Below are 25986 nucleotides of genomic sequence, written 5' to 3'. Positions count from 1 at the left end.
GACGCCGCAATGGTTCTGGAAGCTGACTTGGGCCTATCGCCCGCACACCGCCGGGTCTCAGACCTTCCGGATTGGGGCTATTTGCTGCGCGAATACTATGAACTCTACCGCTTCTTGTCATCGGGCGGCAGTGAGCATATCCGCGCCCACCAGCGGGCGGTGCGTGAGGCGATCAGCCGGGTTGCCAAGGCCGATGCCCCGTTGCACTTCGATCCGCCCGCCCAAAAACCGGTCACGGCCCATCTGAAACGGGCGCTTGACGAAGGGCGGCTGGAGCGCACCGCGCCGCTGATCCGGGCGATTGAATCCGTTCAGGACAGTTTGATCTGGCAATACGGCTATGAAAAGGTTCCGCGCGGCCTCGACAAAAAATACGCATACGCGGAGATCTGCGGACCGAATGGCCCGATCATCACCAATGAGGTGATCCTGGGTCTCGTCTTGTTTGCCCCCAAATGCACCTATCCCGCCCATTCTCATGCCGGAATCTCGGAGAGTTATGTTTGCCTGTCGGGGGCCGTTTCCGAAAACCACCAGGGCGTCTACGCTCCAGGCTCGATGATCTTCAACCCGCCCGAGCACATGCACCGCATCACCGTGTCGAACCAGGAACCCTCGCTTCTGGCCTATGCATGGATGGGCAGACCGGAGATCCTGGCCAACCAGAAGATGGTGTTTTCCCGGCCAAGGACGAGAAAGACCTGAGCAGGGCAAAGCCGGCCAAGAGTGGCCCGGCCAGCCGTTTCAGCAGGTCAATGCCCGGTGGGGCCACGCCGATTCTGGAAAGACGTCAACCCCGCCCCTCCGAACTGTCAGTCAGCACCGTCTAGTCCTCGGCCTTGCCGCCGACCTGGGCGATCCAGTCCTGAAGATTGTAGTAAGTGGTGATGCGGGCGATCTTGCCGTCCTTGATCTCGAAGAAGCTGCCGGCCGGCAACCGATAAGTCTGGCCGTTTGCCGGAGGCAGGCCCTCGTCGGTCTCCAGATAGGTGCCGGACACGATGAACTCCGCCGCGGCGCGGGTGCCGTCTTCATTGACGAACAATACGAGATCGCTGATCCGCTCCTTGTAGCAACGGCTCATGTGAACATTGAACGCCCAGAACTGATCCTTGCCCTCACGCCGGTCGCCCTGATTCACGTCATGGGCCAGGTCTTCGGCGACCAGGCTTTCCATCTTGCTCGTATCGCCGGCATTGAAGGCTGCGAAATAGATATCAAGCAAGGCGCGGGATTGGGTCGGGGTCATCTTGATCTCATGACTTGGTGGAAAGGATACGAAAACCCATCGACTCTGCCTTGCTGTTGAAGTCGGCGCAAGGTCCTTTGTGCGGCCAAAGCGTGCGGTTCTTATCTATCAAGGTTGACATGAGCCTAGAGCATCTTTGGGCGTTTTGTGAGAAACACCCAAAGATGCTCGGCAATTCAAGAAGCGACCAGCGGGTGTTCAATCGATTCCAGTTTAACACCCACTGATCTAGCGATGGAGCCTAATTCGCCACGTCCTCCAAACTGACGCCCTTGGTCTCAATCCGAAAGGCAAAAGTAACTGCGGCACCGAGAAGCGATGTGATGATCAACCCCATCAAAAGCGCATCCTGTCCAATATCGGACAATAGAACGGGAAACAAAAAGGCTGTCATGACCGCGCCAATCTTTGCAAAAGATGCCGCAAAGCCCGCCCCGACAGCCCGGCATTCGGTGGGAAACACCTCACCGGCCAGCAAGTAGGTTTGAGCGTTGGGGCCCATGTTCGTCATGAAGTTGAAGAGCATGAACCCTGCGAAAATGAGCGGGACTTCAAAACCAGGACCGGCATGGGTGCTGGCTGCTGCCAGCGCGAGGCCAACCGCGCAACCGATAAACCCTGCGATCTGCAAGCGGATCCGGCCGACCCGGTCCGCCAGCAGAACCGCGAACACGATACCGACAATCAGGAGAACATCTATGATAGCCGCACCTTTAGCGGCGAGCAGATCATTATGGACAACCGTGGAGAGGCTTGTTTCATGGGCCGCCTGGTGGCCGAGAATACTAGCAAGAATGACCGGCGTAAAAATGCCGATACCATAGGTTCCAAGGTCCTGCAGGAACCACGGCACCGAGGCCAGTATCGTCGCACGGCGCGTCTTCTTGTCGACGAACAGGCGGGCAATCGCCTTGAACTGCGACCCCATGCCATGGTCCCCTGCCCCTCCACCGTCCCCGTCACCGGTCTTCAGATCGAAATCGGACGGATAGACCGGCTCCCGCGACAGCAGGAAGCGCAACGCGGATTTCGCCATGTCGTTCCGGCCGCGCGTCGCGAGCCAATGCGGGCTTTCGGGAATGAAGAACCGCCCAAACAAAACGATTGCTGCTGGGAGGATCGCGGCACCGTACATATATCGCCAGGCCTCCACGGTCGGAAAATTGCTCAAGACCGCATAGGCAAGGCCTGTACCGACCAGCGCACCGACCGCTTGAAACGCAAAGGCGCCAAGCACCATGCGGCCACGCGCCTTGCTGGAAATGCTCTCGGAAATGACGAGATGCGCGGTCGGATAGTCACACCCAAGTGCAACCCCGAGCCCAAACATGGCAATGAGCAGCATTGGAAAGCCGTTCGAGACGGTCACAAGCAACAGGAATAGGATGAACAGGACCATCTCGACGATGAACATGCGCCGCCGCCCGAACAGGTCGGCCAGCCCGCCTAGCAAGCTCGCACCGATCAGGATGCCGAACAAGACGGATGCCCCGACAAGTCCATGGCCAGCGGCACCGATGTCAAACTCGCGGGCGATGAGCGGCAGCGCGACGCCGCTCATGAACACAACCATGCCTTCGAAGAACTTGCCGGCCGCAGCAAGCCACCAGATCCGCCACTGGACCCCCGTCATCATCATGGTGTCGACGGCCGTGCCATCCTCCCAGAAAGGGGTTTCGTCGATATAGGCCTGGACAGTCTTGGCTACGGGCTTCTTCAGCGTGTCGGCCACATCGGTTTCTGTTTCCATGCCTTTTGGGTCCTGATTTCACCACTGACTGCCGAAAGAGTAGTCGGGTGTATATGACAAGGACGTGATCCCAAGGGCGAAGCGTGTGAATTTTGAGCTCACCGGACCAGCCGTTCAGACGGCAAGGACCGTCCTATCGCCGCCCAATGAGCCGATCCACCGACACGGCTCCACCGCCCACAGCGGCGAGGGCAAGAAAGACGAAACCGTAAAGCAAGGTCTTTTCACCGCCATTGAGCAGCGGATAGACGCTGCCAGAGGCATGCAGCAGGGCATAGACCACAGCCATCAAGATCGCGGCAACAAAGGCGGCCGGCCGGGTCAGAAAGCCCGCCACAAGCAACGCCCCGCAGACAAGCTCGAGAACCGCGATGGCGCCAGCAGCCGAAGCAAGGTCGATCCGTGGCGCTGCGGCATAGGGCCAGTCCAGCAGCTTGGTCGACCCGTGTAAGAACGTCATGCCACCTGCCACGATCCGCAAGAGGCTGACACACAGTGGCTGAAACTGACGCAAATCCATATTCGTTGTCCCAATGACCAAGACTGTTGACCCGGCTCATGGCGCAGTTCGCTGAATACGGCAATCGCACCGGCGGGTTTTCCCCGCTTAAACTGTTCCCGTTTGAGCCGATCTCATCCTTGCGGGAATCCGCGCGCGCCCCATTCCGACCTTGGCACCGGCGGACCAATTCGGAACCGGAAGGCCTCGACCTTTGTGATGCCGGGGTCAAGTTCGCAGCGGAACGCAACATCATACCAGATCCCTTGGTTTCGGTAGGCCGCCAGGCGCGGTTCGACGACGGCTGGCCCGGTCAGCAGGAACCGCGGGAGAAGTTCCGGCGGGCGCCTCGGATCTGCGGCCGTGAGCTGAGCCCGCAGCTCTGTGACGCAGAGCAGGCTGGCGCGTTCGGGCGCAGACATCCGGTCCAGCGCCGCTTGCGCCTGCGGCGTTTCAAGAATTCTGTCGGAGTAGAGCCGCCGGACCGGAGCAACGGTGCGCAGGACCGGTTGTGTCGCCTGGGCCGGAGACGTGGCCAGGGACGGAGACGCAGACGGTACCGAAGCCGTGGCCGGCTGGCGGGGCGCGGCTGGCTTTGCGCGCGGCGTTGCGGTGACCAGACCGATCCCCTCCGGCTCATCCAGATCATCGAGGGAAGGACCCGGCCCGGGATCCTCGGGCAATCCGGCTTCGGTCGGCGCTTCCTCAAGCGCGGCCACTTCCCTGTCCGTGTCAGCCTCTGCTTCGGTGTCTTCGCGCACCTCCGTTTCGGCGCCGTCTGCGACCTCCGTTTCGGCGCCCGGCTGGTCCCTGTCCAGCACGGACGCTTCCTCCGAAGCGTCGGTTTCGAGCGCTTCAGTTTCAGGCTCCTCGACACCGGCCTGCCCGGCGCCGGCAGGCGCGTCCTCCTCTTGCCCCAGCTCGACCTCCTCGACCTGTTCAGGGGCCCCGTCCGTGTCCCCAAACTGTTCAATCGCCCGGACAACAGCCACCTGCCCGCCCCCCTCCTGCTCGGCGGTTTCTTCCGTCTCGCCAGAAGGCTCACTGTCAGCTTCTTCAAGCGCAGGCTCTTCCAGAGCGGGATCGTCCTGAGCGCGCTCTTCTTCGGCCGGTTCAACAGTGCCTTCCCCGAGCGGTGTCTGCTCCGACGGCGGTTCGGGTGCCGGCTCGGGTTCGGGAGGGGCCTGAACGATGGCCACATCGACAGTTTCCGGCTCGGGCGGTCGGGGCAAGGCCTCGGGAAAGTGAAGCCAACCGGCCAGAAGCAGAAAAAGCAGCGCATGGAAGGCCGTCGATCCGGCGACAGCCACCAAAGCAAGACGGGTGTTGCCGGGTTCGCCGGAGGACTGCCGCGGGTCTGCGACTAGAGGCTCATCGGCCCGTTCCGGTGTCAAATGACCATTGTTTGGAGTGTCCGTCATCCGTCATCCGGAACTGTTGCGCAGTTGGCGCCCGGAAACCGGGCACGCCCCCCAGACATAATGCGATCGGGGCCATGAAAAAACCCGGCGTCGCCGCCGGGTTCCAAAGATGTCGGCGCTCGCCGGATCAACTGTCGAGGAACGACCGCAGTTTGCGGGACCGGCTCGGGTGCTTCAGCTTGCGAAGCGCCTTTGCCTCGATCTGGCGGATACGCTCGCGGGTCACCGAGAACTGCTGGCCGACCTCTTCCAGCGTGTGGTCGGTGTTCATGCCGATGCCGAAGCGCATTCTGAGCACGCGCTCCTCGCGCGGGGTCAGCGAAGCCAGAACCCGGGTCGTGGTCTCGCGCAGGTTCGACTGGATCGCCGCGTCGATCGGCAGAACCGCGTTCTTGTCCTCGATGAAGTCCCCGAGGTGCGAATCTTCCTCGTCTCCGATCGGAGTTTCCAGAGAGATCGGCTCCTTGGCGATTTTCAGGACCTTGCGGACCTTTTCCAGAGGCATCTGCAGCTTTTCGGCCAGTTCTTCCGGGGTCGGCTCGCGGCCGATCTCATGCAGCATCTGGCGTGATGTGCGCACGATCTTGTTGATCGTCTCGATCATGTGCACCGGAATGCGGATCGTGCGGGCCTGATCGGCGATCGAGCGTGTGATCGCCTGCCGGATCCACCAGGTCGCATAGGTGGAGAACTTGTAGCCCCGGCGGTATTCGAACTTGTCGACCGCCTTCATCAGGCCGATATTACCTTCCTGAATGAGGTCGAGGAACTGCAAGCCGCGGTTCGTGTATTTTTTCGCGATGGAGATGACGAGGCGGAGGTTCGCCTCGACCATCTCCTTCTTGGCGATCCGGGCTTCGCGCTCACCCTTCTGGACCATCGCCACGATGCGGCGGAATTCGGTGATCTCGAGACCGGTTTCGGTCGCCAGCGTCTGGATCTCCTGCCGCAATTCGCGGATCGAATCTTTTTCCTTGGCGATGAAGTTCTTCCAGCCACGGGTCGACAGATTGGCGACCCGGCGCAGCCAGTTCGGATCCAGTTCCGCGCCCTGGTACTGTTTGAGGAAATCCGTCCGGTCGACATTGTAGCTATCGGCCATCCGGAGCAGCCGGCCTTCATAACCCATCAGGCGCTTGTTGATGTCATAAAGCTGCGCGACGAGGGCGTCGATCCGGTTCTGATTGAGCGACAGGCTCTTCACGTCGACGATAATGTCTTCCTTGAGCTTCTTGTAGCGCCGCTCCTGGCTTGGAGAGAGGGTCTTGTTGGCCAGCTTGTTTTCCACAAGCTGATCCTGAAGCTTGCGCAATTTCTTGTAGTTGTCGGCGATCCCATCGAAGGTTTCGAGAACTTGCGGCTTGAGCTCGGCTTCCATGGCGGACAGGGACACGTTGCTCTCGAACTCGTCATCGTCCTCGCCGTCGTCGCCTTCCGACTCACCATCAGCGTCTGAACCCGGATCCCCTGGCGACTGGTCCGCTGCGGGAGACCCCCGGTTTACCGCGCCCGAAGGTCCGCCTTCTTCATCGTCCGGCGCATCGTCGTCATTGGCGCCTGTCGGTCCGGCCTTGGCGTCGGGACCGGCATAAGTGGCCTCCAGATCGATGATATCCCGCAGGAGAACCTTGCCTTCGTTCAGCTCGTCCCGCCAGATAATGATGGCCTGGAAGGTCAGAGGGCTTTCGCAGAGCCCGGCAATCATCGCCTCGCGGCCGGCCTCGATCCGCTTGGCGATGGCGATTTCACCTTCGCGCGACAACAGTTCGACGGAGCCCATCTCGCGCAGATACATGCGCACCGGATCGTCGGTCCGGTCAGCCGGTTCCTTGGCTGTGGTGGATTTTGTGACGGCCGTTGTGCTGGTCGCAACCAGATCGCCGCCATCGACCTCTTCCGGCGCGTCCTCGACCTCTTCGGCCTCGATCACATTGATGCCCATATCCGACAGCATGGACATCGTGTCTTCGATTTTTTCGGAGGAAACCTGCTCGGAGGGCAGAACTTCATTCAGCTCGTCATAGGTGACATAGCCGCGTTTTTTCGCGGCCTTGATCATTTTCTTGACGGCGGCATCCGACAGATCAAGGAGAGGACCGTCCGGGCCTTCCACTGCGGTGTCTTGAGTGTCGTCTGCTTGTGTCGCCTTGGCTACCATATTGTGCTCCAAAAGCGCGAACGTCTGCAGATCGTTCGCGGCCGCCCCAATTTCTCGCTTCGTCCGTAATTCGGCGATATTCAAACCTCAGCACCTGCCGTGCTGTGACGAAGTCGCTATTTGATTCGGATATAAGCTGCGTCCCTTAAGTTCCGTTTAACCGTAAATCCGCCCCTGGCCCCAAATCCAGGAGGTTTGACTCAAACAGTCGTACGGCCCGCCGCATCCCGGGAGGCCGCATCGTCGAAACCGGATCTTGCAGCCGAATGTAGACTATTGCCGTCGCCTAAGAGCTGTGCACGGCATGTGTGCTGCAGATCGTGTATTTAGCTTGCCTTACGGGAATCGCAAGTGTGATTCGCGATCTGCGCCTCAAAAAACTGCCATTTATTCGGCTCAGGTCTAAGCGGGTGCCGCACCGGTTGAATCGGCGGCCGAATGCTGGCGGGCGGATACCGGTCCAATGCTTCGAAGCTTTCGGGCCCGTTCGGCCAGCCCGGCCTCTTCCCGCGCGCATTCCTCCCGCCGCCGCGACAAATCCTGGGTCATCGCCCGGATGCGCCCCCAGCTTTGTTCGTCAATGTCCGCCTCCGCCAGGTCCATTTCCCGGGACAGCTCGCTTTCCAGAACTTTGAGCTCGAGCACATCGAGGAAATGCAGAAAGGCCGCCTCCACGAAATCTTCCGGCGGCTCGGATTTCAGGAGCGGGAACCGCTGCAGCAGGGCGGAGAAGGTAGAGCGCCGGGCACCGCCGGCGCCCGCCGTGTTCTGCGCGTCACCTATCGATTCAGCGAGAAGATCCTGAAGCGGCTCTTCCAGATCCTGCACCAGGTCGGACGCGGAGACCTCCTCGAGGCGCACCGCCATCCGGCATATGTGGTTTCGGAACCGCTCATGCAGCGGATCGGAAAACTGCAAGGCCGCGATCCGTTCAAGGTGCCGGTCCAGCAACTGCGGGAAGCGGACACAAAGCCCGACAATCAGCCTTTCTATCCCAAACATCGGCGTCTCGGGCGCGGCGACCCGTCCGCCCGTCTGGAACCCATTCGCGCCACCAGGGCCACGGTCGAAGTTGTGCCCCCGATCGCGGCCCCGATCGCGCCCCTGATCGCGCGCGCGCTGAAAGAAGAGACTGGACAGGCGAAACTTCAAATCAAGCTGATACCGCCGCCGCACCCGCAGGTCGCGGATCGTCTCGATCAGGTCGTCGAACCGCTTTTCAAGCGCCGCCTTGCGTTCCGGCGTGTCAAGGCGGGCGACGGAAATCTCCCGCTCCCAGAGAACATCGAACAGGGCCCGGGCTCCGCCGACCTGCGCCTCAAACCCGTGCAGCCCGCTTGTCCGGATCAGATCGTCGGGATCCATGCCATCGGGTAGAAAACAGAACTGGAAGGAATATCCGCTGGTCAGAACGGGGAAAATGCGATCGACGGCCCGGTGAGCCGCCGAAACGCCGGCGGCATCCCCATCGAAACAGATCACCGGCTCCGGCGCAAATTTCCAAAGCCGCAGGATCTGCTCTTCGGTGAAGGCCGTTCCGAGCGTTGCGACCACATGATGAATGCCGGCCTGCCATAGGGCGATCGCATCGAGATAGCCTTCAACGACAACCGCCCTTTGGGCCTTGAAGGCCGGTTCACGCGCCCGGTGCGCGTTGAACAGCATGGTTCCCTTGTGGAACAGCGGCGTTTCGGGGGAATTAAGGTATTTCGGCTGCCCGTCAGGCAACAACGTGCGCCCGCCGAAAGCCACTACCCGCCCGCGGTCGTCCTGGATCGGGATCATCAGCCGCCCCCGGAAACGATCATAGGACGGGCGGCCATCTTCCGGCTGGATCAACAAGCCGGCCTCGACCATCATCGCCTCCGGAACCCCCTTGCCGGCAAGATGTCGTTTCAAGCCATCGCGTCCGTCCGGCGCCAAACCAAATCGGAACTCGCGGACGATGCCCGGGGCGAACCCGCGTTTCTGGACATAGGCGCGCGCGTCGGCGCCGGTCTGCCCGGCATACTGCGTTTGAAAAAAAGCCGCCGCCATTTCACAAACATCACTCAGACTGGCCCGTTTTTCCGCCCGGCGCGCAGCCTGTGGATCGGGCGCGGGCATGGGCACGCCCGCCTGTTCGGCCAGCCTTTCGACGGCCTCGGGAAAACTGAGGCCTTCGGTTTCGATCAGGAAACGGAAGTGATCTCCCGACGCACCACAGCCAAAGCACTTGTAGCGGTTGCGCCGGTCATCCACATGAAAACTCGGGCTTTTTTCCTGATGGAAGGGGCAGCATGCCCAATAGTCGCCGCGGCCGGGCTGCGACTTGCGCCGGTCCCAGGTCACACGCCGCCCGACCAGATCAGACAAGGTGATCCGGGCGCGGATGTCATCAAGAAACCGATTGTCGAACCGCATGAGAGGACAGAACCAATTCAAGACCCAAGCGATGCCTGACGGCCGCCTGACCGTTACTTTATATCAACAGGGCAACCGGGTTGTTCAACCGCTCAATCGAGCCAGCCGGTCAATGGAACCATTCCCACCGCCCGGTGCTCCAGGATCCGGCAGGTGGTCCGTTTGCGCGCGGTGGATCAACGTTCGTTGCCGATACCATGATCGGACACGGTCCCTTGCGAGGTGTCTGGCGCCGTACCTGTCTCCGCGGCACCGCCACTCTTGAGAATGTCCTTGACCAGGCAGGAGGCCTGAACGAAGTCCATCTGGCCTGGATAGCGCTCTTTGAGCGTCGACATGCAGCGTCCGATATCGCGCAGGCCCTGAGCTTCAATGTCCCGGATCGTTGCCTCGCATATTCCGCGCAACTCGGCTTCATCGATCTGCGCCGGCAGAAACTCGGCAATGATGTCCCGCTCGACGCGTTCCTCATCCGCGCGGTCCAACTGGCCGCTTTCCTCGAATTCCTTCGCGGCGATTTCGCGCTGCCGGACCATCTTATGAAGGATTTCGAGCACATCGGCATCCGGCAGACCGTCCCGCCCGCCTTCCCGAGCGGCGGTTTCCCGGTCATTGATGGCCGTTTGCATGAGCCGCAGCGTCGCAATGCGGCGTTTTTGATCCGTTGATTTGGCCGCCTTCAGGGCCGCACTGATTTTCTCACGCATGCCTTTTCCTCGCCCGCAGGCCGCTCCCAGGTTCCCACCGTGGCCACGCCGCCGACTCTTCAATCCGTAAGCAACTGAAACTTATAGGTTATTTTCTACAGGCCTCGTGTTGACGACTATCACAGGTTCCCATAGAGTGCCGCGCTTGATGCAGATGGCGCCAGCCGGCAAATGTCCGTTCTTTCGGCCTATCTTGCAGCGCATGATGGCACCAACAAGATCCGGAAACAAGACATGACAAGTTCAGACGCATGGTCCACCCCACCGGCGACGGCTCTCCTTGTGCTGGCCGATGGCCGTGTCATCGAAGGTCGGGGATTGGGCGCGGTCGGACAGGCGGTTGGTGAAATCTGTTTCAACACGGCCATGACCGGGTATCAGGAAATCCTCACCGACCCCTCCTATTCCGGCCAGATCGTTACCTTCACGTTTCCCCATGTCGGGAATGTAGGGACGAACGAGGAAGATATCGAGACCGTCAACATGGCCGCGGACAGCGGGATCCGCGGCACGGTCCTTGCGGCGGAGATCACGGAGCCGGCCAACTACCGGGCCAGCAAGCATTTCGACCAGTGGCTCAAGGCTCGCGGCATTATTGGCATCAGCGGCGTGGACACGCGCGCCCTGACCGCCCTGATCCGCGAGGAAGGCGTTCCAAACGCCGTCATCGCGCACAATCCCGACGGACAATTCGATGTGGCGGCGCTGAAAGAGCGCGCGGCGGCATGGCCGGGGCTGGAAGGAATGGACCTGGCAAAGGACGCCTCAACGGCGCAAACCCACCCCTGGTCCGAGACCGCGTGGAACTGGGAGACCGGATACGGCACGGCTGGCGCAAGCGAATTCAAGGTTGTTGCCATCGACTTCGGGGTCAAACGCAACATTCTGCGCCTGCTGAGCGAAGCCGGGTGCGAAGTGATCGTCCTGCCGGCAACGGCATCTGCGGATGATGTGTTCTCCCACAACCCGGACGGCGTGTTCCTGTCCAATGGACCCGGCGACCCGGCAGCCACCGGTGCTTACGCCATTTCCACGATCCGCGATGTGATCGAAAAGGGGATCCCGACATTCGGAATCTGCCTCGGGCACCAGATGCTGGCCCTGGCCCTGGGCGGCAAGACCATGAAGATGCATCAGGGGCACCATGGCGCCAATCACCCGGTTTTCGACCACACGACGGGCAAGGTTGAGATAACGTCGATGAACCACGGGTTCGCCGTGGATGCGGCAAGCCTGCCCGAAGATGTCGAGCAAACGCACGTATCGCTGTTCGATGGATCAAATTGCGGGTTGAGACATCGGTCCAAACCGGTTTTCTCGGTCCAATACCATCCGGAAGCCTCGCCTGGCCCCCGCGACAGCCAATACCTGTTCGAGCGTTTCACGACATTGATGCGCGCGCAAAACGCGGCTTGAACGCGGCATTGGCCTGAACCCAAGGTTCAGGCCAATATGAGGGTGTGTTGAGCTGACTGCAAAATGGATCCGCGGTCGCGCACCCAGCTCAATTCGACATGACCTTGTCGAACGCGCTCAAAATCCCCTCGACCTCGGCCACCTGATCGTCGAGCATCGCTTTTTGCTCCATCAACAACTGCTGTTGATTGGCGCACATCTGACGCAGGTCCGCATATTGTTGCTCGCGCGGCTTGTCGCCCTCCACGAGCGCGATCACCTGCCGGATTTCGGCAAGCGTGAAGCCGATTTTCTTCGCCTGCAAGATAACCCGCATCCGGGCCACGTCCTTGGTGCCGTAAAACCGGCGCGCTCCGCGCCGCACGGGATTGAGAAGGCCCTTTTCCTCATAGAAGCGCAGCGTGCGCAAGGTGACGTCGAAAAGATCCGACATTTCGGAGATCGCAAGGACGCGGCCATCGTGTGGCACGGCATCCATCGGTCCGGCGATATCAGGAAGCACCACCATTTCGGTTGCGACGTTATTCATGTTCTTACCCGATCTTGTTTTTTGCTTTGATCTCACAGGCGATTGTTCGCATTTCCCGCGAAGCCGTATGAGCCTCGGGCAAACCCCACATGCGAATACGGTCAGACCGCTGTGCCTCTGCACTGTCCCAGTGTTCCGTCACAACACCGACCGTTACAATCACCTGTCGTTTTTCACATGGGTTAAATACAACGGGAGACAGCCCTGATCTACAATAAATTTATGCAAATCCATGCACAAACACGCGATGAGCAGGCTTTTCTGCTTCAAAAACGCAATTTTATAACGCATACACTGGGGAAACTTCGAAAGTTTCTGAACATCGAAAACAGAAAATACTTGAGTATTTGAAAAAATATGAATTATCGATAATTTAAGTGTTATTGTTTTATTTAAGTATTTTTCAAAATTCATCCACACCCCCTATTGTCTGGAAATCCGTGGATACGAAGAGTATTTCTTGGCAGGCATCACACCTGATAAAGTTTACAATGGACTTTTGTCTAAAACCTATGAGGCACTGTCCATCGGGAAGGTTTCCGCCCCTCCACCTTTGCCATCAGGTTCCAGGAGCGCCACGGCGGAAGCTGCACAAAGTGCACTTCTTCAATTGACAGCGCTGTTGCAACACTATTTTTAAGAGACAAATCGGATGCGCCACTCAGGTGCCCGTAAAGTGCATGGTGAGCCCGCTGATCCTGATGCCCGAATCGAAAACGACACGAACCGAGATGACGATGACTCCCGAACAGTTCAGAGATTGGCGGAGGTCTCTGGGATTGAAGCAGAAGGAAGCGGCAGAGCAACTTGGCCTCAAGAAGCGCATGATCCAATACTACGAAAAAGGCAACCGGGATGGACGGCCGGTCGAAATCCCAAAGTCTATCCGGCTGGCATGCTACGCGCTCTCAATGGGGGTTAACGATTTCGATGGAACATCGGCATCGTCTGGTCCCCAGGCGCTGGCCAGGGAGCCGCTCGCCGCGCCCCCGGATCAGCCTCCCCGGCCGGCCGAGACCTTACAAAAGTGACAATCAGGCCCCAAGCGGGGTTTGCAGCACAGTGCCTTTTGCCTATAAGACGCGCTCAGCCAACATTGTCATCCATTCTGGAATGAGCCGCACCTGCGGGCACAGCGCCCGGACAGGACAAGGCCGCTGCGAGCCCTGATGCCCAAACGCACCGACATCTCCTCTATTCTGATCATTGGCGCAGGACCGATCATTATCGGACAGGCCTGCGAATTCGATTACTCCGGAACCCAGGCCTGCAAGGCCCTGCGCGACGAGGGCTATCGCATCATTCTGGTCAACTCGAACCCGGCCACGATCATGACCGATCCGGAACTGGCCGACGCGACCTATATCGAGCCGATCACACCCGAAGTGGTTGCCCGGATCATCGAAAAGGAGCGGCCCGACGCGTTGCTGCCGACAATGGGCGGCCAGACGGCCCTCAACTGCGCGCTTGATCTGGAGCGCATGGGTATTCTGGAACAATTCGGCGTCGAAATGATCGGCGCGCGCGCGGAGGTCATTGAGAAGGCGGAAGACCGGGAAAAATTCCGCTCAGCGATGGATGTGATCGGCCTTGAGAACCCGCGCGCGGCCATCGCGTCGTCACCGGCCATTCGGGATGAGAACGGCAGGATCACGGGTTATGACCGCAACGCCGGTTTGCTGGAGGCCATGCGGGCCATTGATGAAATCGGTTTGCCCGCGATCATCCGTCCAGCCTTCACTCTGGGTGGAACAGGGGGCGGCGTCGCCTATAATCGCGAGGAATACGAAGCCATCTGCCGGTCCGGCATCGATGCCTCACCGGTCGGACAGGTGCTGATCGACGAGAGCTTGCTCGGCTGGAAGGAATACGAAATGGAGGTCGTCCGCGACAAGGCGGACAACTGCATCATTATCTGCTCGATAGAGAACGTCGATCCCATGGGTGTTCATACCGGTGATTCGATCACTGTCGCGCCCGCCCTGACCCTCACCGATAAAGAGTACCAAATCATGCGGGACGCCTCGATTGCGGTCCTGCGCGAAATAGGCGTCGAGACAGGCGGATCGAATGTCCAGTTCGCCGTGAACCCGGACACCGGGCGCCTGGTGGTCATCGAAATGAACCCGCGCGTGTCCCGCTCCTCCGCGCTTGCTTCCAAGGCAACGGGCTTCCCCATTGCCAAGATCGCGGCCAAGCTTGCCGTTGGCTACACGCTCGACGAGCTGGAAAACGACATTACCGGCGGGGCGACACCGGCATCGTTCGAACCGTCGATCGACTATGTCGTCACCAAGATCCCGCGGTTCGCCTTTGAGAAGTTCCCCGGCTCCGATCCGGTTCTGACGACCGCCATGAAGTCGGTGGGCGAAGTCATGGCGATCGGACGGACCTTCGCCGAGAGCTTCCAGAAAGCCCTGCGCGGCCTGGAAACCGGCCTGACGGGGATGGATGAAACGGAAATTCCCGGGCTGGATCAGGGCGATCCGACGAACGCGATCCGGGCGGCCATTTCAACACCGACACCCGAGCGCATCCTCCACATCGCCCAGGCCATGCGCCTTGGCATGACGCTCGACGAAATCTATCAGGCATCCGGCGTCAATCCCTGGTTCTTGACGCAGATCGAGGCGATCGTCGCCATGGAAGCCAAGGTCCGATCCGCCGGACTGCCTCAGGATGCCGTCAACCTGCGCAAGCTGAAGAGCATGGGGTTCTCCGATTCCCGCCTGGCTGCGCTGGTCGGGGCGGATGAGGCGGACGTGGCACGGCTGCGCGCCGCCTTGGACGTGCATCCGGTGTATAAACGCATCGACACCTGTGCGGCGGAATTCGCATCGCCGACGGCCTATATGTATTCCACCTACGAAGCTCCGTTCCTCGGCCAGCCGGCGTGCGAGGCTGCTCCGTCGGAGCGCCGGAAAGTGGTTATCCTCGGCGGAGGACCGAACCGGATCGGTCAGGGTATCGAGTTCGACTATTGCTGCTGCCATGCGGCCTTCGCGCTCGAGGAAGCGGGCTATGAAACCATCATGGTCAACTGCAACCCGGAGACCGTTTCCACCGATTACGACACATCGGACCGGCTTTATTTCGAGCCCTTGACCGCCGAGGATGTGCTCGAAGTTCTCAGGACGGAACAGTCGAACGGCACGCTGCACGGCGTGATTGTCCAGTTTGGCGGCCAGACACCGCTGAAACTGGCGGCCGCTCTCGTCAAGGCCGGAATACCGATCCTGGGAACTTCCCCGGACATGATCGATCTGGCTGAGGATCGCGACCGCTTCCAGAAACTGCTTGTGAAGCTCGATCTGAAACAGCCGGAAAACGGCATCGCCTATTCGGTTGAGCAGGGCCGGCTGATCGCTTCACAACTCGGGCTGCCCCTTGTGGTGCGCCCTTCCTATGTCCTGGGCGGCCGCGCGATGCAGGTCATCCGCGATGAGGAGGCGCTGAACTCCTATCTGCTGGGCACACTGCCGGAGCTGGTACCCGCGGACATCCGCGCCAAGTATCCCAATGACAAGACCGGCCAGATCAACACCCTGCTGGGCACCAACCCGCTGCTGTTCGACCGGTATCTGGACGGCGCGATCGAGGTGGATGTCGACGCGCTGTGCGATGGCACGGACGTGTTCGTCTGTGGTATTATGGAGCATATCGAGGAGGCGGGCATTCACTCCGGAGATAGCGCCTGTTCGCTGCCGCCCTTCTCCCTGTCCCCGGACACGATCGACCAACTGAAAAGCCAGACGAGAGCCTTGGCCCTGGCGCTAGAGGTCGGCGGGTTGATGAATGTGCAATTCGCCATCAAGAACGGCGACATCTATGTTCTGGAAGTCAATCCTCGTGCATCCCGGACCGTGCCGTTCGTGGCAAAGACCATCGGTCTTCCGATTGCCAAGATCGCCAGCCGCGTCATGGCGGGCGAAAGCCTGGCATCCTTCTCCTTGACGGAAAAACCGTTCACTCACATCGCGGTGAAGGAAGCGGTGTTCCCATTTGCCCGGTTCCCGGGCGTGGACACGATTCTGGGGCCTGAAATGCGCTCCACGGGTGAGGTCATGGGGCTCGACGACCGGTTTGGGATCGCTTTCGCCAAGTCGCAGATCGCGGCCGGCACGGACGTGCCAACCTCAGGCACCGTGTTCGTCTCCATGCGCGATGCGGACAAGCCCGGCGTGGTGGAAGCCGTGCGCAGTCTGGAAAACGCCGGATTCAAGATCATCGCGACCGCGGGCACACAGGCTTTCCTCAAAGAGCACGGGATCGACTGCGGAAAGATCAACAAGGTGCTAGAGGGGCGGCCTCATATTGTCGATGCGGTGAAGAATGGCGATGTCCAACTCGTATTCAACACCACGGAAGGCAATCAGGCGATCGCCGACAGCCGGTCGATGCGGCGCGCGGCGCTGGTTGGCAAAGTTCCCTACTACACCACTCTGGCCGGGTCCATTGCGGCGGCGAAAGGAATTGTTGCCCACAAGGCCGGGCGTCTTGAAGTGAAGTCTTTGCAATCCTACTTCGGCTGAGGTTACACTGAATTCGGTCCGGCCGGGAAAGCCCGCTTTCCCGGCTGGGCTCTTTTTTATTCTGCGGTCCCGGATGAAAGAGAGGGACCCAATAACGTGAAGGTCTGAGACCCATGGAAAAAGTGCCGATGACGACTGCCGGTTACGCCATGCTTCAGGAGGAGTTGAAGCAGCGCACCTCTGTCGAGCGTCCGCGCATCGTTGAAGCGATCGCGGAAGCGCGCGCGCATGGTGATCTGTCGGAAAACGCCGAGTATCACGCGGCCAAAGAGGCTCAAAGCCACAATGAAGGCCGCATCGCCGAACTTGAGGACAAGCTTTCCCGCGCTGAGGTGATTGATGTCACGAAACTGGGCGGCGACGTGATCAAGTTTGGCGCAACGGTATCCCTGATCGATGAAGATACCGAAGAGGAAAAGAGATACATGATCGTTGGCGACGTCGAGGCCGACGTGAAGCAGAACCGGATCTCCATTTCCTCGCCCATCGCGCGGGCACTCATTGGAAAGGGCGTTGGTGACAGCGTCGAGGTGGCCGCTCCGGGCGGCGCGCGGTCCTACGAAATCACCGAAGTCCGGTACGGTTGAGAGTCCAAGGTTTTCAACTAAGGAATAGTCCTTCTTCAACCCATGCTGGAACCGGGATAAACTTCCCCGTTCACAGCATGCGTTGAGGTTCCGGCTTGGTTTTCAATACAATCATTTTGCTGCTGTTCGCAGTCAGCATTCCGCTTTGGGCAGGTCGCTTCCTTGCGCTTTCAACCCTGGATCCAAGAGCGCGAGAGATTTTCCAAAGACTGGTCAGGACAAAAGAGAGCCCGGTCGCATTCGCGGCCCGGATGTTCGTTCTGCTGGTGGCGCTCAGTGGGACCTTGCTGATCCTGGTCTATGGCATGTCCTATCTGCAGACCGGGCGCCTGCTCCACGCAAGCTACGGCGAAGTCATGAGCAACCGGCTGTATTCGGGGGTGGAAGGTGTCGACAACACGCTGGACACCGCGTTCTACGGTCTGCCGCTACCCATAACCGTGCTGATGAAATGCCTGTTTCTCACGGCTGCCTTCACGCTGGCCTTGAAAGCGACAAACGATCTGTCGATCATCTTGCGGCTCCGGGGCAAGATCAAAAGGCTGGTTCGGCCAAGCACCGGTCCCGCCGGGGGCAAGTCCCGGTCGGCTTGAAGCGCGGGAGCGCCAGTCACCGGCCTAAGCCCTGCGCCTAAGCCCCGCATGGTCACCCTGTTGGAAGTTCACAACCAGACCGGCAGGCGTTTGAGCGGAACCGGCTTCGCCCGGAACAAGCCGGTGTTGAGACGCGCCCGAAACGGCGGCCGGCGAACCGGTGCTATCCCATCCGCTCTTCCTCGATGGGGACAACCGGCAGGTCTTTGGTCTTGCGGATGGTCAACGCTGTCCGCACGCTATCGACATTGGGAGCGGCGGTCAGTTCACCGATGACGAAATTCTGAAAGGATTGAAGGTCCGGCGCAACGCACTTGAGAAGAAAGTCCACTTCGCCGGAGAGCATGTAGCTTTCCCGCACGAAGGACCACTCTGCCACCTTTTTCTCGAAAGCTTGGAGGTCCGCCTCGGTCTGGCTGTGCAATCCGACCATTGCGAAGGCTGTCACATCGTAACCGAGCTGTTTTTCGTCCAGCAATGTGCGGTAACCGCGCACGAGGCCGGCTTCTTCAAGCGCGCGAACGCGCCGCAGGCAAGGTGGCGCCGAAATCCCAACGCGGCGGGCGAGCTCCACATTGGTCATCCGGCCGTCGTCCTGCAATTCCTTCAAAATGTGCCAATCAATGGCATCAAGGCGCGCTTTCAAATCTGTCTCCTTGGGACGAGCGTCCACAGCGTAAACTGTTATAAGCACCGGGCCGGTTGTGTTTGAGGTCCATGGGGATCCGATCTACATCTGGATGCGGGCGGAGTTCTCAAGTCCGGAACGATGGCGGTTTCTGATTGCCGGATTATGATTTTTTGCGCGAATGTGCAAGAGTATAACAAAAACACGCATGTTTCAGAAACATTACGATAAGGAAAGTGATGCGGGGATGGTCGCGGGTCGCTCAGATGCTCCTCGCTCCTGCTGGATTGTCACCGATGGAAAAGCGGGCGATATCGCGCAATGCGAAGGCGTCGCCAACGCCCTCGGATTGAACTTCGAGCACAAGACCGTTCGGCCACGGCCCCCCTTTTCCTGGATAATGCCCTACGGGCCCATCGATCCTCGCGAGCGCCCGGACAAGGCGGGAGGACCCTTGGCCCCGCCCTTCCCCGACCTGGTCATCGGATCCGGGCGGCGTGCCGTTCCCTATCTTCGCCATCTCAAAGCCGCATCGGACGGAAGAATTTTCACGGTGTGCCTGAAGGATCCGCGGACCGGACCGTCTGCCGCCGACTTCATTTGGGTCCCGGAGCACGACCGGCTGCGCGCCGGCAATGTGCTGGCAACCCTGACCGGCCCGCATCGCTTTTCGCAAACGCTGCTCGAGACGCAGCGCCGGGAGACTCATACGGAAATCGACGCGCTTCGCACGCCCCGCGTTGCCGTGCTCGTGGGCGGGAACAGCCGCCACCACCGGTTCACGGAAAAGGACATAAGCTCTTTCACAACCGGGCTCGCCGCCATTGCCGACGGGGCAGGTGCCTCTTGCCTCATCACCCTGTCCAGGCGCACTCCGGACGCCTTGAAGAACCGGTTGGCGGACTTCGCGAGGAGCGGGCCACACCTGTTTTACGATGGCACGGGCCGCAATCCGATCGCGGCCTTTCTGGCGAAGGCGGACGCGATCGTGGTGACAGCGGATTCGGCCAACATGATCGGCGAGGTTCTGGCGACCGGGCGGCCCGTGCATGTGTTCCGCCCTGCGGGAGGCCATCGGAAAATGGACCGGTTCCTGGGGACGCTTTCAAGCCGGGGGCTGATTCACCCCTTTCCGGGACCCCTGAAAACCACTACCTACGAACCGGTTGACGCAACACCCGAGATCGCGGCTCACATCTTGAAAAGATACGCAGTCCATACACACCGCTTCGTGCGATGACAGGCGCGCAGGAGCCGCTAAGATAGCGGGCAAGGGGCGGCCTGCCCGCAAACACAGGTAAGCGAGACATGACGACTGAACACAGCAAACTTTTGATCATCGGATCCGGCCCGGCCGGGTACACGGCGGCCATTTACGCCGCGCGCGCCATGCTGGAGCCCACGCTGGTTCAGGGCATCCAGCCGGGCGGCCAGTTGACGATTACCACCGATGTCGAGAACTACCCGGGCTTCGCGGATCCGATCATGGGGCCCTGGCTGATGGAACAGATGCAGAAGCAGGCTGAAAATGTCGGCACCAAAATGGTGTATGACACGATCACCAAGGCCGATCTGTCAGCCCGTCCCTTCCGGTTTGAAAGCGACAGCGGGACGGTATTTACCGCGGACGCCGTGGTGATCGCGACAGGGGCCCAGGCCCGCTGGCTCGGTCTGCCCTCCGAGCAGGAGTTCATGGGGGCCGGCGTGTCCGCTTGCGCCACCTGCGACGGCTTTTTCTACAGGAACCGGGAAGTGATCGTCGTGGGCGGCGGCAACACGGCGGTGGAAGAAGCGCTGTATCTGGCGAATCTGGCGTCCAAGGTCACGCTGGTGCACCGGCGCGCCGAATTGCGGGCCGAGCGCATCTTGCAGGAGCGCCTGTTCAAGCATCCGAAGATCGAGGTGGTGTGGGACCATGTCCTGGATGAAATCCTCGGCGGCGGCGTTCCGAAAGGCGTAACCGGGGTGCGCCTGAAACATGCGAAAACCGGCGAGACCCGTGAGCTGTCGACGGACGGCGTGTTCATCGCGATCGGTCACGCGCCTTCGGTCGAGCTGTTCCAGGATCAGCTTGAAACAAAGTCCGGCGGCTATCTGGTGACCGCGCCGGATTCGACACGGACCTCAATTCCCGGTGTGTTCGCGGCCGGCGACGTGACGGACGACGTCTACAGGCAAGCCGTCACCGCGGCCGGATTGGGCTGCATGGCGGCGCTTGAAGCGGAGAAATATCTGGCGGAACTGGAAGCAAACCGGCCGGCAGCGGCGGCGGAATAGCTTTGCAGCGGCTGAAACCGCGCGGTGGAGACTGTTATGGATTGGGACAAACTTCGGATCTTCCACGCCGCCGCGCAGGCAGGCAGCTTCACTCATGCCGGCGACACCCTGCACATGAGCCAATCGGCCGTGAGCCGGCAGGTCAGTTCGCTGGAACAGGATCTGGGCGTACCGCTTTTCCACCGGCACGCCCGCGGCCTGCTGCTGACCGAACAGGGCGAATTGCTCTACCGGACGGCGCGCGATGTGCTGATGAAGCTGGAATCGGTCCAAAGCCGCCTGGCCGATAGCAGGAACAAGCCCTCCGGCATATTGCGGGTCACGACGACCGTTGGGCTGGGATCGACGTGGCTCACCGCGCGCATCAACGAGTTTGTCGAACTCTATCCGGACGTCGAGTTGCGCCTGATACTGGACGACGACGAGTTGGACCTGAACATGCGTGAGGCCGATGTGGCCATCCGGCTTCGCCAGCCAACGCAGCCGGACCTCATTCAACGAAAACTGTTCACGGTGCATTTTCATGTCTTTGCGTCGCCCGGATACCTGGCGAGATACGGCACGCCGACGACCATTGATGATATTGACAATCATCGTTTGATCACGTTCGGAGACCACGCCCCCTCCTTCCTGCGCGGAATGAACTGGCTGGAGACCGCCGGGCGCGTGAGTTCCAACCCGAGGCAGTCGATATTGAACATCAACAACGTCGTGGCCATCAAGCGCGCCGTCAGGGCCGGATGCGGGATTGCAATGCTGCCGGACTACCTGGTCGAAAAGGACACCAGCCTTGTCCGGATCCTTCCCGATCTGGATGACACCGTCCCGTCTTTCGAAACCTACTTCGTGTATCCGGCCGAATTGAAAAACATGGCACGTGTGACCGCTTTTCGTCAGTTCCTGCTGGCAAAGGCGGAGAGCTGGAACTACTGACGCCTTTTTTTGAAGAAACGCGCGCAATCATGTGCTGACGCCGTGCGGCGGACTTCCCCCAAAAGGGCCAGTTGCCATCGGCGCTATGGGGTGTTCTGGTGCCTTCGGGGGGCGTTCGCGCGGGCTTGCAGGACCTTTCGGGGGCCGGCGGCGCATTCCTGAGACACCTGTGCCCGTCTGCTGTGCACCAGGTGCGCATGTCTTGCAATCCGGGTCCAAAGGTCACTCTTTTTTGCATAGCTGCCTTGCAGCAGTGCCTCTTGTTTCAGCAGCTTGTGCACTGCATATAAGCACCATGGTTGGTTAGACAGCGCTGCACCTTCCTCCCAGCGGCGCTATTTCGACCAGCTGTTCCCCTCTGGAAGGTGATTCCACTGGTTTCAGTGAATCAAACAAAACTGCCGGGTCCTTGGACCCGGCTCTTTTTTTGACCGGCAGCGAACAGGCGTTGAAACCGCACCGGTTCCGTGGCCGCAGGCGCGCTACATGAACAGCCGCTCGCCTTCCATCCCCTTGTAAAGGTCAGCGACCTGTTCCGCATATCCGTTGAACAGCAGCGTGTCGCGGCGCTCTTCGGTGCCAAGAAGCTGTTCGGTGGCCTGGGACCACCGGGGATGGGGCACTTCCGGGTTCACATTCGCCCAGAACCCGTATTCCTTGCCTTGAATTTCTTCCCAGAAACTGACCGGCCGCTGGTCGGTGAACGTGATCCGGACCACGGATTTTATCGACTTGAACCCGTATTTCCAGGGAACCACCAGCCGGATCGGGGCGCCGAACTGCCGGGCCAGCGGCTTGCCGTAGACACCGGTCGCCATGAAGGCCAGTTCATTGGTCGCCTCGGCCAATGTGAGCCCTTCCACATAGGGCCAGGGGTACCAGCTCTGTTTCTGACCACTGGCAACACTCGGATTCATGAAGGTTTCGAAACGCAGATACTTCGCGTCCGGGGCCGGGCCGGCCAGCTTCACAAGCTCCGACAAGGCAAAACCCGACCAGGGAACGGCCATGGCCCAGGCTTCGACGCAACGGAGCCGGTAAAGGCGTTCCTCTAGCGGCATCTTGGCAAGGATTTCGTCGATGTCGAGAACCTGCGGGTTGTCCACCATCCCGTCTATGGTGACGGTCCAGGGCCGGATCTCAAGCTGCTGGGCAGCCCGGGCGATCTGCTTGTGGGAGCCGAACTCGTAGAAATTGTTGTAGCTGGAGGCGATGGATTCGTCGGTCAGTTCCCGGTCCAGCATGAACCGGGGATTGCGCTCCACGGGATAAAGATGCGCGCTGGGGTCGTCGGACCCGAAGGCCGGGCGCGCCCTGGCGGCCGCGGCCAGCGCAAGCCCACTTGCGGCCATACCTGTCAAGATCTTGCGTCGGCTGAAGAAAATGTCTTCGGATGTGGCCGCGCTTTCGGCGATGGCCCAGGGTTTGGGACGGCGAATATACATCATGGCGCTCCTTGTCATCGCGCCTAAAGAACCTCATGTCTCCGGGCGAAGGCAAGTCACGCCCTGGTGAGCGGGGCCCGAATGGCAAGAGGAGAAGCGACATGGACGCCAGACCGAGCAAATCCTCCATCCACTTGGCACGGTACGCCGCCGGGCGGTCCTGCGCCCATCGCCGCCTCATTGTGCGAGTAACCGTCGCGGGCCTTGTCGCTTTGAGCGTGAACGGACCGGTTCTGGCGCAAACCAACACCTTGCGCACCCTGGACCAGGGGCCGGCCAACTTGCGCTTGCCGGATACCCGCGAGCAGCTGGATCAAACCCAATCCCGGCAACAGCAGGACTTCACAACGCGCGAACAGCAGGACGCGCGTGAACGGCAGAGCGATATCGACCGGCGCAATCAAGATGCCATGCGAAACACCGGACCGGAATGCGAGGCTGGCGACCCGGGCTGCAGGCGATAGCGGGCGGTGGAACCAGGTTCCCGGGGCGTTTGGCCGCAACCGGTTTTCACCAGGGCGGCAATGGACTGAGCGGTGCCGGGGAAAGCCCGGTCAGATTGGCGCGGTGCGCGCCAATCTGACCGGAAACCTTGCCCATTCAATCAAGGTGGCGAAGCATCTTTTCCAACTTCGATTGATCGCGGAGCGCTTCAATCATCGGCTCAGGAGATGCTCCGGCATCCGTTATTTCAAGTTGCCGCAGAACCGCTGGATCCGCGTGCAGGCTTCCTCAAGGGCTTCCGTTGCGGTGGCATAGGAAATCCGGAAATTCGGGCCCAGACCAAAGGCCGACCCGTGAACAACGGCAACCCCTTCGGTTTCCAGAAGCTCGGTCACAAAGTCTTCGTCATTTGCGATGACCTTGCCCGAGGGCGCCGTGCGGCCGATCGTTCCCGCGCAGGACGGGAACACATAAAACGCGCCTTCCGGCGTCGGGCATGTGATGCCCTTGGCCTGGTTCAGCATGGACACGACCAGATCACGCCGTGCCTTGAACACTTCATTGTTCTTGGGAATGAAGTCCTGCGACCCGTTCAGCGCCTCGACCGCCGCCCACTGGGAAATCGAGCAGGGATTGGACGTCGACTGCGACTGAACCTTGGCCATGGCCTTGATCAGGTCCGCCGGCCCGCCCGCATAGCCGATCCGCCAGCCGGTCATGGAGTAGGCCTTGGACACGCCGTTGACCGTCAGCGTGCGATCATACAGCTCAGGCGCAACCTGGGCCGGGGTGGTGAACTTGAAGTCGTCATAGACGAGATGCTCATACATATCGTCGGTCATGACCCAGACGTGCGGGTGCTTTTTGAGCACCGCGCAGATCGCCTTCAATTCCGCCTCCGTGTAGGCGGCCCCGGAGGGATTGGACGGGGAATTGAAGATCACCCACTTGGTGCGCGAACTGATCGCCGCGTCCAGGGCTTCCGGGCGGATCTTGAATGTGGCTTTGTCCGCCTCGACGATCACCGGCTCACCGCCTGCCATCAGCACCATGTCGGGATAACTCACCCAATACGGCGTCGGGATGATGACCTCGTCGCCCGGATTCAGGGTGGCGACAAGCGCATTGTACAGGACCTGTTTGCCGCCCGTTCCCACGGTGATCTGATTGGCCGCGTAGGTCAGTCCGTTTTCGCGCTGAAACTTGGCGGCAATCGCCTCCTTCAGCTCGGGGATACCGTCAACGGCCGTGTATTTGGTCTTGCCCGCATTGATCGCGGCAATCGCCGCCTGCTTGATGTTTTCCGGGGTATCGAAATCCGGTTCTCCGGCCCCCAGGCCGATCACATCGCGCCCGGCGGCTTTCAGCTCGCGCGCCTTGTTTGTGACGGCGATCGTGGCAGAGGGTTGAACACGATCCAGAGCGTCTGCGAGAAAGCCCATTTTGTCCTCCGTGGGAATGGGAAAAGAAAAGCGCGCGGACCGTAGATCCGCGCGCCTTCCGTGACAAGTCTGTGACCGTCAATAATCGTGAGAAAACCTACTTCGTCGAGCGCTGAACCGTCTGCAACAGCTCCGAACACTGGTTGACGAACGCGTTGGACTTCAGGCGCTCAACCAGAACACGTATCCGCTCCGCCTGGTCGCGCATGTTGTTCCCGTCGTTTTCGAGTTTGGAAAACTGTCCGGCAAGTCCGTTTCCAACCATGTCCTCACACATGATGGAATTGCCCGGTGTGTAGGCCGGGGGGTGTGCACAGCGAGTATCTTTGAACATTGGCTTGTCCTGTTTTTTCGGTAGGTCCACAGGCCGTCAAAAGTCTTAAGCTTTCGTTTATTTCCATCAAGCATCATCGGCGCTTCCACGAAACAGCGGCCTTTCGCCATTGGAAAAGATTAACGATCCATGAATTTCCCTCTTCCAACCCCGATGCTGAAGATCGCGAACATTGAACTCTTGATCTCGATGGCGGAGACCTTGAACACAGCGGTGGCGATTACGGACGCGGAACTGGACTACCCCGGACCATGGATCGGCTACGTCAATCGCGCCTTCACGGAGATGACCGGATTTGAGCGGACCGAAATTATCGGCCGCTCTCCGCGCATGCTCCAGACCCGGGAAACCAGCTCGTCAACCCTCCGGGATTTCGGCAAGAGCTTGCGGAAAGCGCAGAGGTTCCAGGGGGTCATCAAGAACCGTCGCGGCTGCGGTGAACTCTACTATTGCGAGGTGGATGTCCGTCCGCTGTTGTCGGACAATGGCAGCTTGGCCGGTTTCATCGCGTTTGAACGCGAAGCGGTGCGCCGCAGGGGTCGTCCCGGCAACAGTCTTGCAACCCGGTTTAAACCCCGCCTCCCGTCAACAGAGAATGAAGTGCCGGGACTGTTCCAGATTTGACGGTTATTGTCAGTT

At 60.2% G+C, this 25986-nt stretch carries 23 protein-coding genes; 11 read left to right on the top strand and 12 right to left on the bottom strand.

Translation table 11 applies throughout. The features are described from left to right. The first annotated feature begins 9 nt into the window (after positions 1 to 9). A complete protein-coding gene (locus F0184_RS02340; RefSeq protein WP_150494037.1) occupies positions 10 to 705 on the top strand; it encodes a dimethylsulfonioproprionate lyase family protein in 696 nt (231 codons plus the stop codon). A gap of 121 nt (positions 706 to 826) precedes the next feature. On the opposite strand, the gene F0184_RS02335 is transcribed toward F0184_RS02340, so the two are convergent. The 7 genes from F0184_RS02335 to F0184_RS02305 all read right to left on the bottom strand — a co-directional run bounded on the left by F0184_RS02335 (position 827) and on the right by F0184_RS02305 (position 10187). Continuing rightward, positions 827 to 1249: a ketosteroid isomerase-related protein gene (locus tag F0184_RS02335; protein WP_150494035.1), complete on the bottom strand. Its 423-nt coding sequence runs from the start codon at positions 1247 to 1249 to the stop codon at positions 827 to 829. A gap of 241 nt (positions 1250 to 1490) precedes the next feature. Continuing rightward, entirely contained in the window at positions 1491 to 2999 is a 1509-nt protein-coding gene (locus F0184_RS02330) for an MFS transporter (protein WP_206668288.1), read from the bottom strand. Positions 3000 to 3132: 133 nt separating this feature from the next. After that, entirely contained in the window at positions 3133 to 3519 is a 387-nt protein-coding gene (locus F0184_RS02325; protein ID WP_150494033.1) for a DoxX family protein, read from the bottom strand. Positions 3520 to 3632: 113 nt separating this feature from the next. Continuing rightward, positions 3633 to 4919 (bottom strand): DUF930 domain-containing protein, encoded by a 1287-nt coding sequence (locus tag F0184_RS02320; protein WP_150494031.1) that lies wholly within the window; start codon positions 4917 to 4919, stop codon positions 3633 to 3635. Positions 4920 to 5046: 127 nt separating this feature from the next. After that, entirely contained in the window at positions 5047 to 7077 is a 2031-nt protein-coding gene (gene rpoD, locus F0184_RS02315; RefSeq protein WP_150494029.1) for an RNA polymerase sigma factor RpoD, read from the bottom strand. Positions 7078 to 7479: 402 nt separating this feature from the next. Next, positions 7480 to 9480 (bottom strand): DNA primase, encoded by a 2001-nt coding sequence (gene dnaG, locus F0184_RS02310; RefSeq protein ID WP_150494027.1) that lies wholly within the window; start codon positions 9478 to 9480, stop codon positions 7480 to 7482. A 176-nt stretch (positions 9481 to 9656) separates the two neighbouring features. Then, the gene (locus F0184_RS02305) at positions 9657 to 10187 is read right to left on the bottom strand and encodes a GatB/YqeY domain-containing protein (RefSeq protein WP_150494025.1); all 531 of its coding nucleotides are present in this window, start codon (positions 10185 to 10187) and stop codon (positions 9657 to 9659) included. A gap of 234 nt (positions 10188 to 10421) precedes the next feature. On the opposite strand from F0184_RS02305, the gene carA reads away from it, so the two are divergent. Then, the gene (carA, locus tag F0184_RS02300) at positions 10422 to 11603 is read left to right on the top strand and encodes a glutamine-hydrolyzing carbamoyl-phosphate synthase small subunit (RefSeq protein WP_150494023.1); all 1182 of its coding nucleotides are present in this window, start codon (positions 10422 to 10424) and stop codon (positions 11601 to 11603) included. Positions 11604 to 11691: 88 nt separating this feature from the next. On the opposite strand, the gene F0184_RS02295 is transcribed toward carA, so the two are convergent. After that, entirely contained in the window at positions 11692 to 12132 is a 441-nt protein-coding gene (locus tag F0184_RS02295; protein WP_208998279.1) for a MerR family transcriptional regulator, read from the bottom strand. A gap of 680 nt (positions 12133 to 12812) precedes the next feature. On the opposite strand from F0184_RS02295, the gene F0184_RS02290 reads away from it, so the two are divergent. From F0184_RS02290 to F0184_RS02275, 4 genes are all read left to right on the top strand, one after another. Further along, positions 12813 to 13163, top strand: a complete 351-nt coding sequence (locus F0184_RS02290; protein WP_308809945.1) for a helix-turn-helix domain-containing protein — start codon at positions 12813 to 12815, stop codon at positions 13161 to 13163. 138 nt (positions 13164 to 13301) lie between these two features. Continuing rightward, entirely contained in the window at positions 13302 to 16664 is a 3363-nt protein-coding gene (carB, locus tag F0184_RS02285) for a carbamoyl-phosphate synthase large subunit (RefSeq protein ID WP_150494021.1), read from the top strand. Between the two features lie 113 nt (positions 16665 to 16777). Further along, positions 16778 to 17251 (top strand): transcription elongation factor GreA, encoded by a 474-nt coding sequence (greA, locus tag F0184_RS02280; protein ID WP_150494019.1) that lies wholly within the window; start codon positions 16778 to 16780, stop codon positions 17249 to 17251. 95 nt (positions 17252 to 17346) lie between these two features. After that, positions 17347 to 17844, top strand: coding sequence for a hypothetical protein (locus F0184_RS02275; protein ID WP_150494017.1), 498 nt, complete (start codon positions 17347 to 17349; stop codon positions 17842 to 17844). Positions 17845 to 18007: 163 nt separating this feature from the next. Here F0184_RS02275 and F0184_RS02270 read toward each other — a convergent pair whose 3' ends face one another. Beyond that, entirely contained in the window at positions 18008 to 18490 is a 483-nt protein-coding gene (locus tag F0184_RS02270) for an Lrp/AsnC family transcriptional regulator (protein WP_150494015.1), read from the bottom strand. A gap of 190 nt (positions 18491 to 18680) precedes the next feature. Between F0184_RS02270 and F0184_RS02265 the strand changes: the two genes are divergently transcribed. The 3 genes from F0184_RS02265 to F0184_RS02255 all read left to right on the top strand — a co-directional run bounded on the left by F0184_RS02265 (position 18681) and on the right by F0184_RS02255 (position 21682). After that, entirely contained in the window at positions 18681 to 19712 is a 1032-nt protein-coding gene (locus F0184_RS02265) for a mitochondrial fission ELM1 family protein (protein ID WP_150494013.1), read from the top strand. Positions 19713 to 19780: 68 nt separating this feature from the next. Next, positions 19781 to 20749 (top strand): thioredoxin-disulfide reductase, encoded by a 969-nt coding sequence (gene trxB / locus F0184_RS02260; protein WP_150494011.1) that lies wholly within the window; start codon positions 19781 to 19783, stop codon positions 20747 to 20749. Between the two features lie 24 nt (positions 20750 to 20773). Beyond that, the gene (locus F0184_RS02255) at positions 20774 to 21682 is read left to right on the top strand and encodes a LysR family transcriptional regulator (protein ID WP_172971949.1); all 909 of its coding nucleotides are present in this window, start codon (positions 20774 to 20776) and stop codon (positions 21680 to 21682) included. Positions 21683 to 22164: 482 nt separating this feature from the next. Here F0184_RS02255 and msrP read toward each other — a convergent pair whose 3' ends face one another. Beyond that, complete coding sequence (msrP, locus tag F0184_RS02250; RefSeq protein WP_172971981.1) at positions 22165 to 23127, bottom strand: protein-methionine-sulfoxide reductase catalytic subunit MsrP; 963 nt, start codon at positions 23125 to 23127, stop codon at positions 22165 to 22167. Positions 23128 to 23228: 101 nt separating this feature from the next. Here msrP and F0184_RS02245 point away from each other — a divergent pair, with 101 nt between their 5' ends. After that, complete coding sequence (locus F0184_RS02245; protein ID WP_150494005.1) at positions 23229 to 23591, top strand: hypothetical protein; 363 nt, start codon at positions 23229 to 23231, stop codon at positions 23589 to 23591. A 222-nt stretch (positions 23592 to 23813) separates the two neighbouring features. Here F0184_RS02245 and F0184_RS02240 read toward each other — a convergent pair whose 3' ends face one another. Then, complete coding sequence (locus F0184_RS02240; RefSeq protein WP_150494003.1) at positions 23814 to 25013, bottom strand: pyridoxal phosphate-dependent aminotransferase; 1200 nt, start codon at positions 25011 to 25013, stop codon at positions 23814 to 23816. A 97-nt stretch (positions 25014 to 25110) separates the two neighbouring features. Continuing rightward, positions 25111 to 25347, bottom strand: a complete 237-nt coding sequence (locus F0184_RS02235) for a hypothetical protein (RefSeq protein WP_150494001.1) — start codon at positions 25345 to 25347, stop codon at positions 25111 to 25113. A 129-nt stretch (positions 25348 to 25476) separates the two neighbouring features. On the opposite strand from F0184_RS02235, the gene F0184_RS02230 reads away from it, so the two are divergent. Further along, the gene (locus F0184_RS02230; protein WP_150493999.1) at positions 25477 to 25971 is read left to right on the top strand and encodes a PAS domain-containing protein; all 495 of its coding nucleotides are present in this window, start codon (positions 25477 to 25479) and stop codon (positions 25969 to 25971) included. Positions 25972 to 25986: the final 15 nt, after the last annotated feature.

Origin of the sequence: Roseibium aquae (assembly GCF_008711285.1) — a bacterium.
Lineage (GTDB): Bacteria > Pseudomonadota > Alphaproteobacteria > Rhizobiales > Stappiaceae > Roseibium > Roseibium aquae.
The sequence above is the reverse complement of the archived record's forward strand: the minus strand, read 5'-3'. Positions and strand labels throughout refer to the sequence as shown.

Coding starts and splice junctions, on each gene's coding strand:
- msrP (WP_172971981.1), bottom strand. CDS start 23,127: ATGTATATTCGCCGTCCCAAACCCTGGGCCATCGCCGAAAGCGCGGCC.
- F0184_RS02330 (WP_206668288.1), bottom strand. CDS start 2,999: ATGGAAACAGAAACCGATGTGGCCGACACGCTGAAGAAGCCCGTAGCC.
- carB (WP_150494021.1), top strand. CDS start 13,302: ATGCCCAAACGCACCGACATCTCCTCTATTCTGATCATTGGCGCAGGA.
- F0184_RS02245 (WP_150494005.1), top strand. CDS start 23,229: ATGGACGCCAGACCGAGCAAATCCTCCATCCACTTGGCACGGTACGCC.
- F0184_RS02295 (WP_208998279.1), bottom strand. CDS start 12,132: ATGAATAACGTCGCAACCGAAATGGTGGTGCTTCCTGATATCGCCGGA.
- F0184_RS02320 (WP_150494031.1), bottom strand. CDS start 4,919: ATGACGGACACTCCAAACAATGGTCATTTGACACCGGAACGGGCCGAT.
- F0184_RS02290 (WP_308809945.1), top strand. CDS start 12,813: ATGGTGAGCCCGCTGATCCTGATGCCCGAATCGAAAACGACACGAACC.
- greA (WP_150494019.1), top strand. CDS start 16,778: ATGGAAAAAGTGCCGATGACGACTGCCGGTTACGCCATGCTTCAGGAG.
- rpoD (WP_150494029.1), bottom strand. CDS start 7,077: ATGGTAGCCAAGGCGACACAAGCAGACGACACTCAAGACACCGCAGTG.
- F0184_RS02340 (WP_150494037.1), top strand. CDS start 10: ATGGTTCTGGAAGCTGACTTGGGCCTATCGCCCGCACACCGCCGGGTC.
- F0184_RS02305 (WP_150494025.1), bottom strand. CDS start 10,187: ATGCGTGAGAAAATCAGTGCGGCCCTGAAGGCGGCCAAATCAACGGAT.
- dnaG (WP_150494027.1), bottom strand. CDS start 9,480: ATGCGGTTCGACAATCGGTTTCTTGATGACATCCGCGCCCGGATCACC.
- F0184_RS02265 (WP_150494013.1), top strand. CDS start 18,681: ATGTTTCAGAAACATTACGATAAGGAAAGTGATGCGGGGATGGTCGCG.
- F0184_RS02235 (WP_150494001.1), bottom strand. CDS start 25,347: ATGTTCAAAGATACTCGCTGTGCACACCCCCCGGCCTACACACCGGGC.
- F0184_RS02325 (WP_150494033.1), bottom strand. CDS start 3,519: ATGGATTTGCGTCAGTTTCAGCCACTGTGTGTCAGCCTCTTGCGGATC.
- F0184_RS02240 (WP_150494003.1), bottom strand. CDS start 25,013: ATGGGCTTTCTCGCAGACGCTCTGGATCGTGTTCAACCCTCTGCCACG.
- F0184_RS02335 (WP_150494035.1), bottom strand. CDS start 1,249: ATGACCCCGACCCAATCCCGCGCCTTGCTTGATATCTATTTCGCAGCC.
- carA (WP_150494023.1), top strand. CDS start 10,422: ATGACAAGTTCAGACGCATGGTCCACCCCACCGGCGACGGCTCTCCTT.
- F0184_RS02230 (WP_150493999.1), top strand. CDS start 25,477: ATGAATTTCCCTCTTCCAACCCCGATGCTGAAGATCGCGAACATTGAA.
- trxB (WP_150494011.1), top strand. CDS start 19,781: ATGACGACTGAACACAGCAAACTTTTGATCATCGGATCCGGCCCGGCC.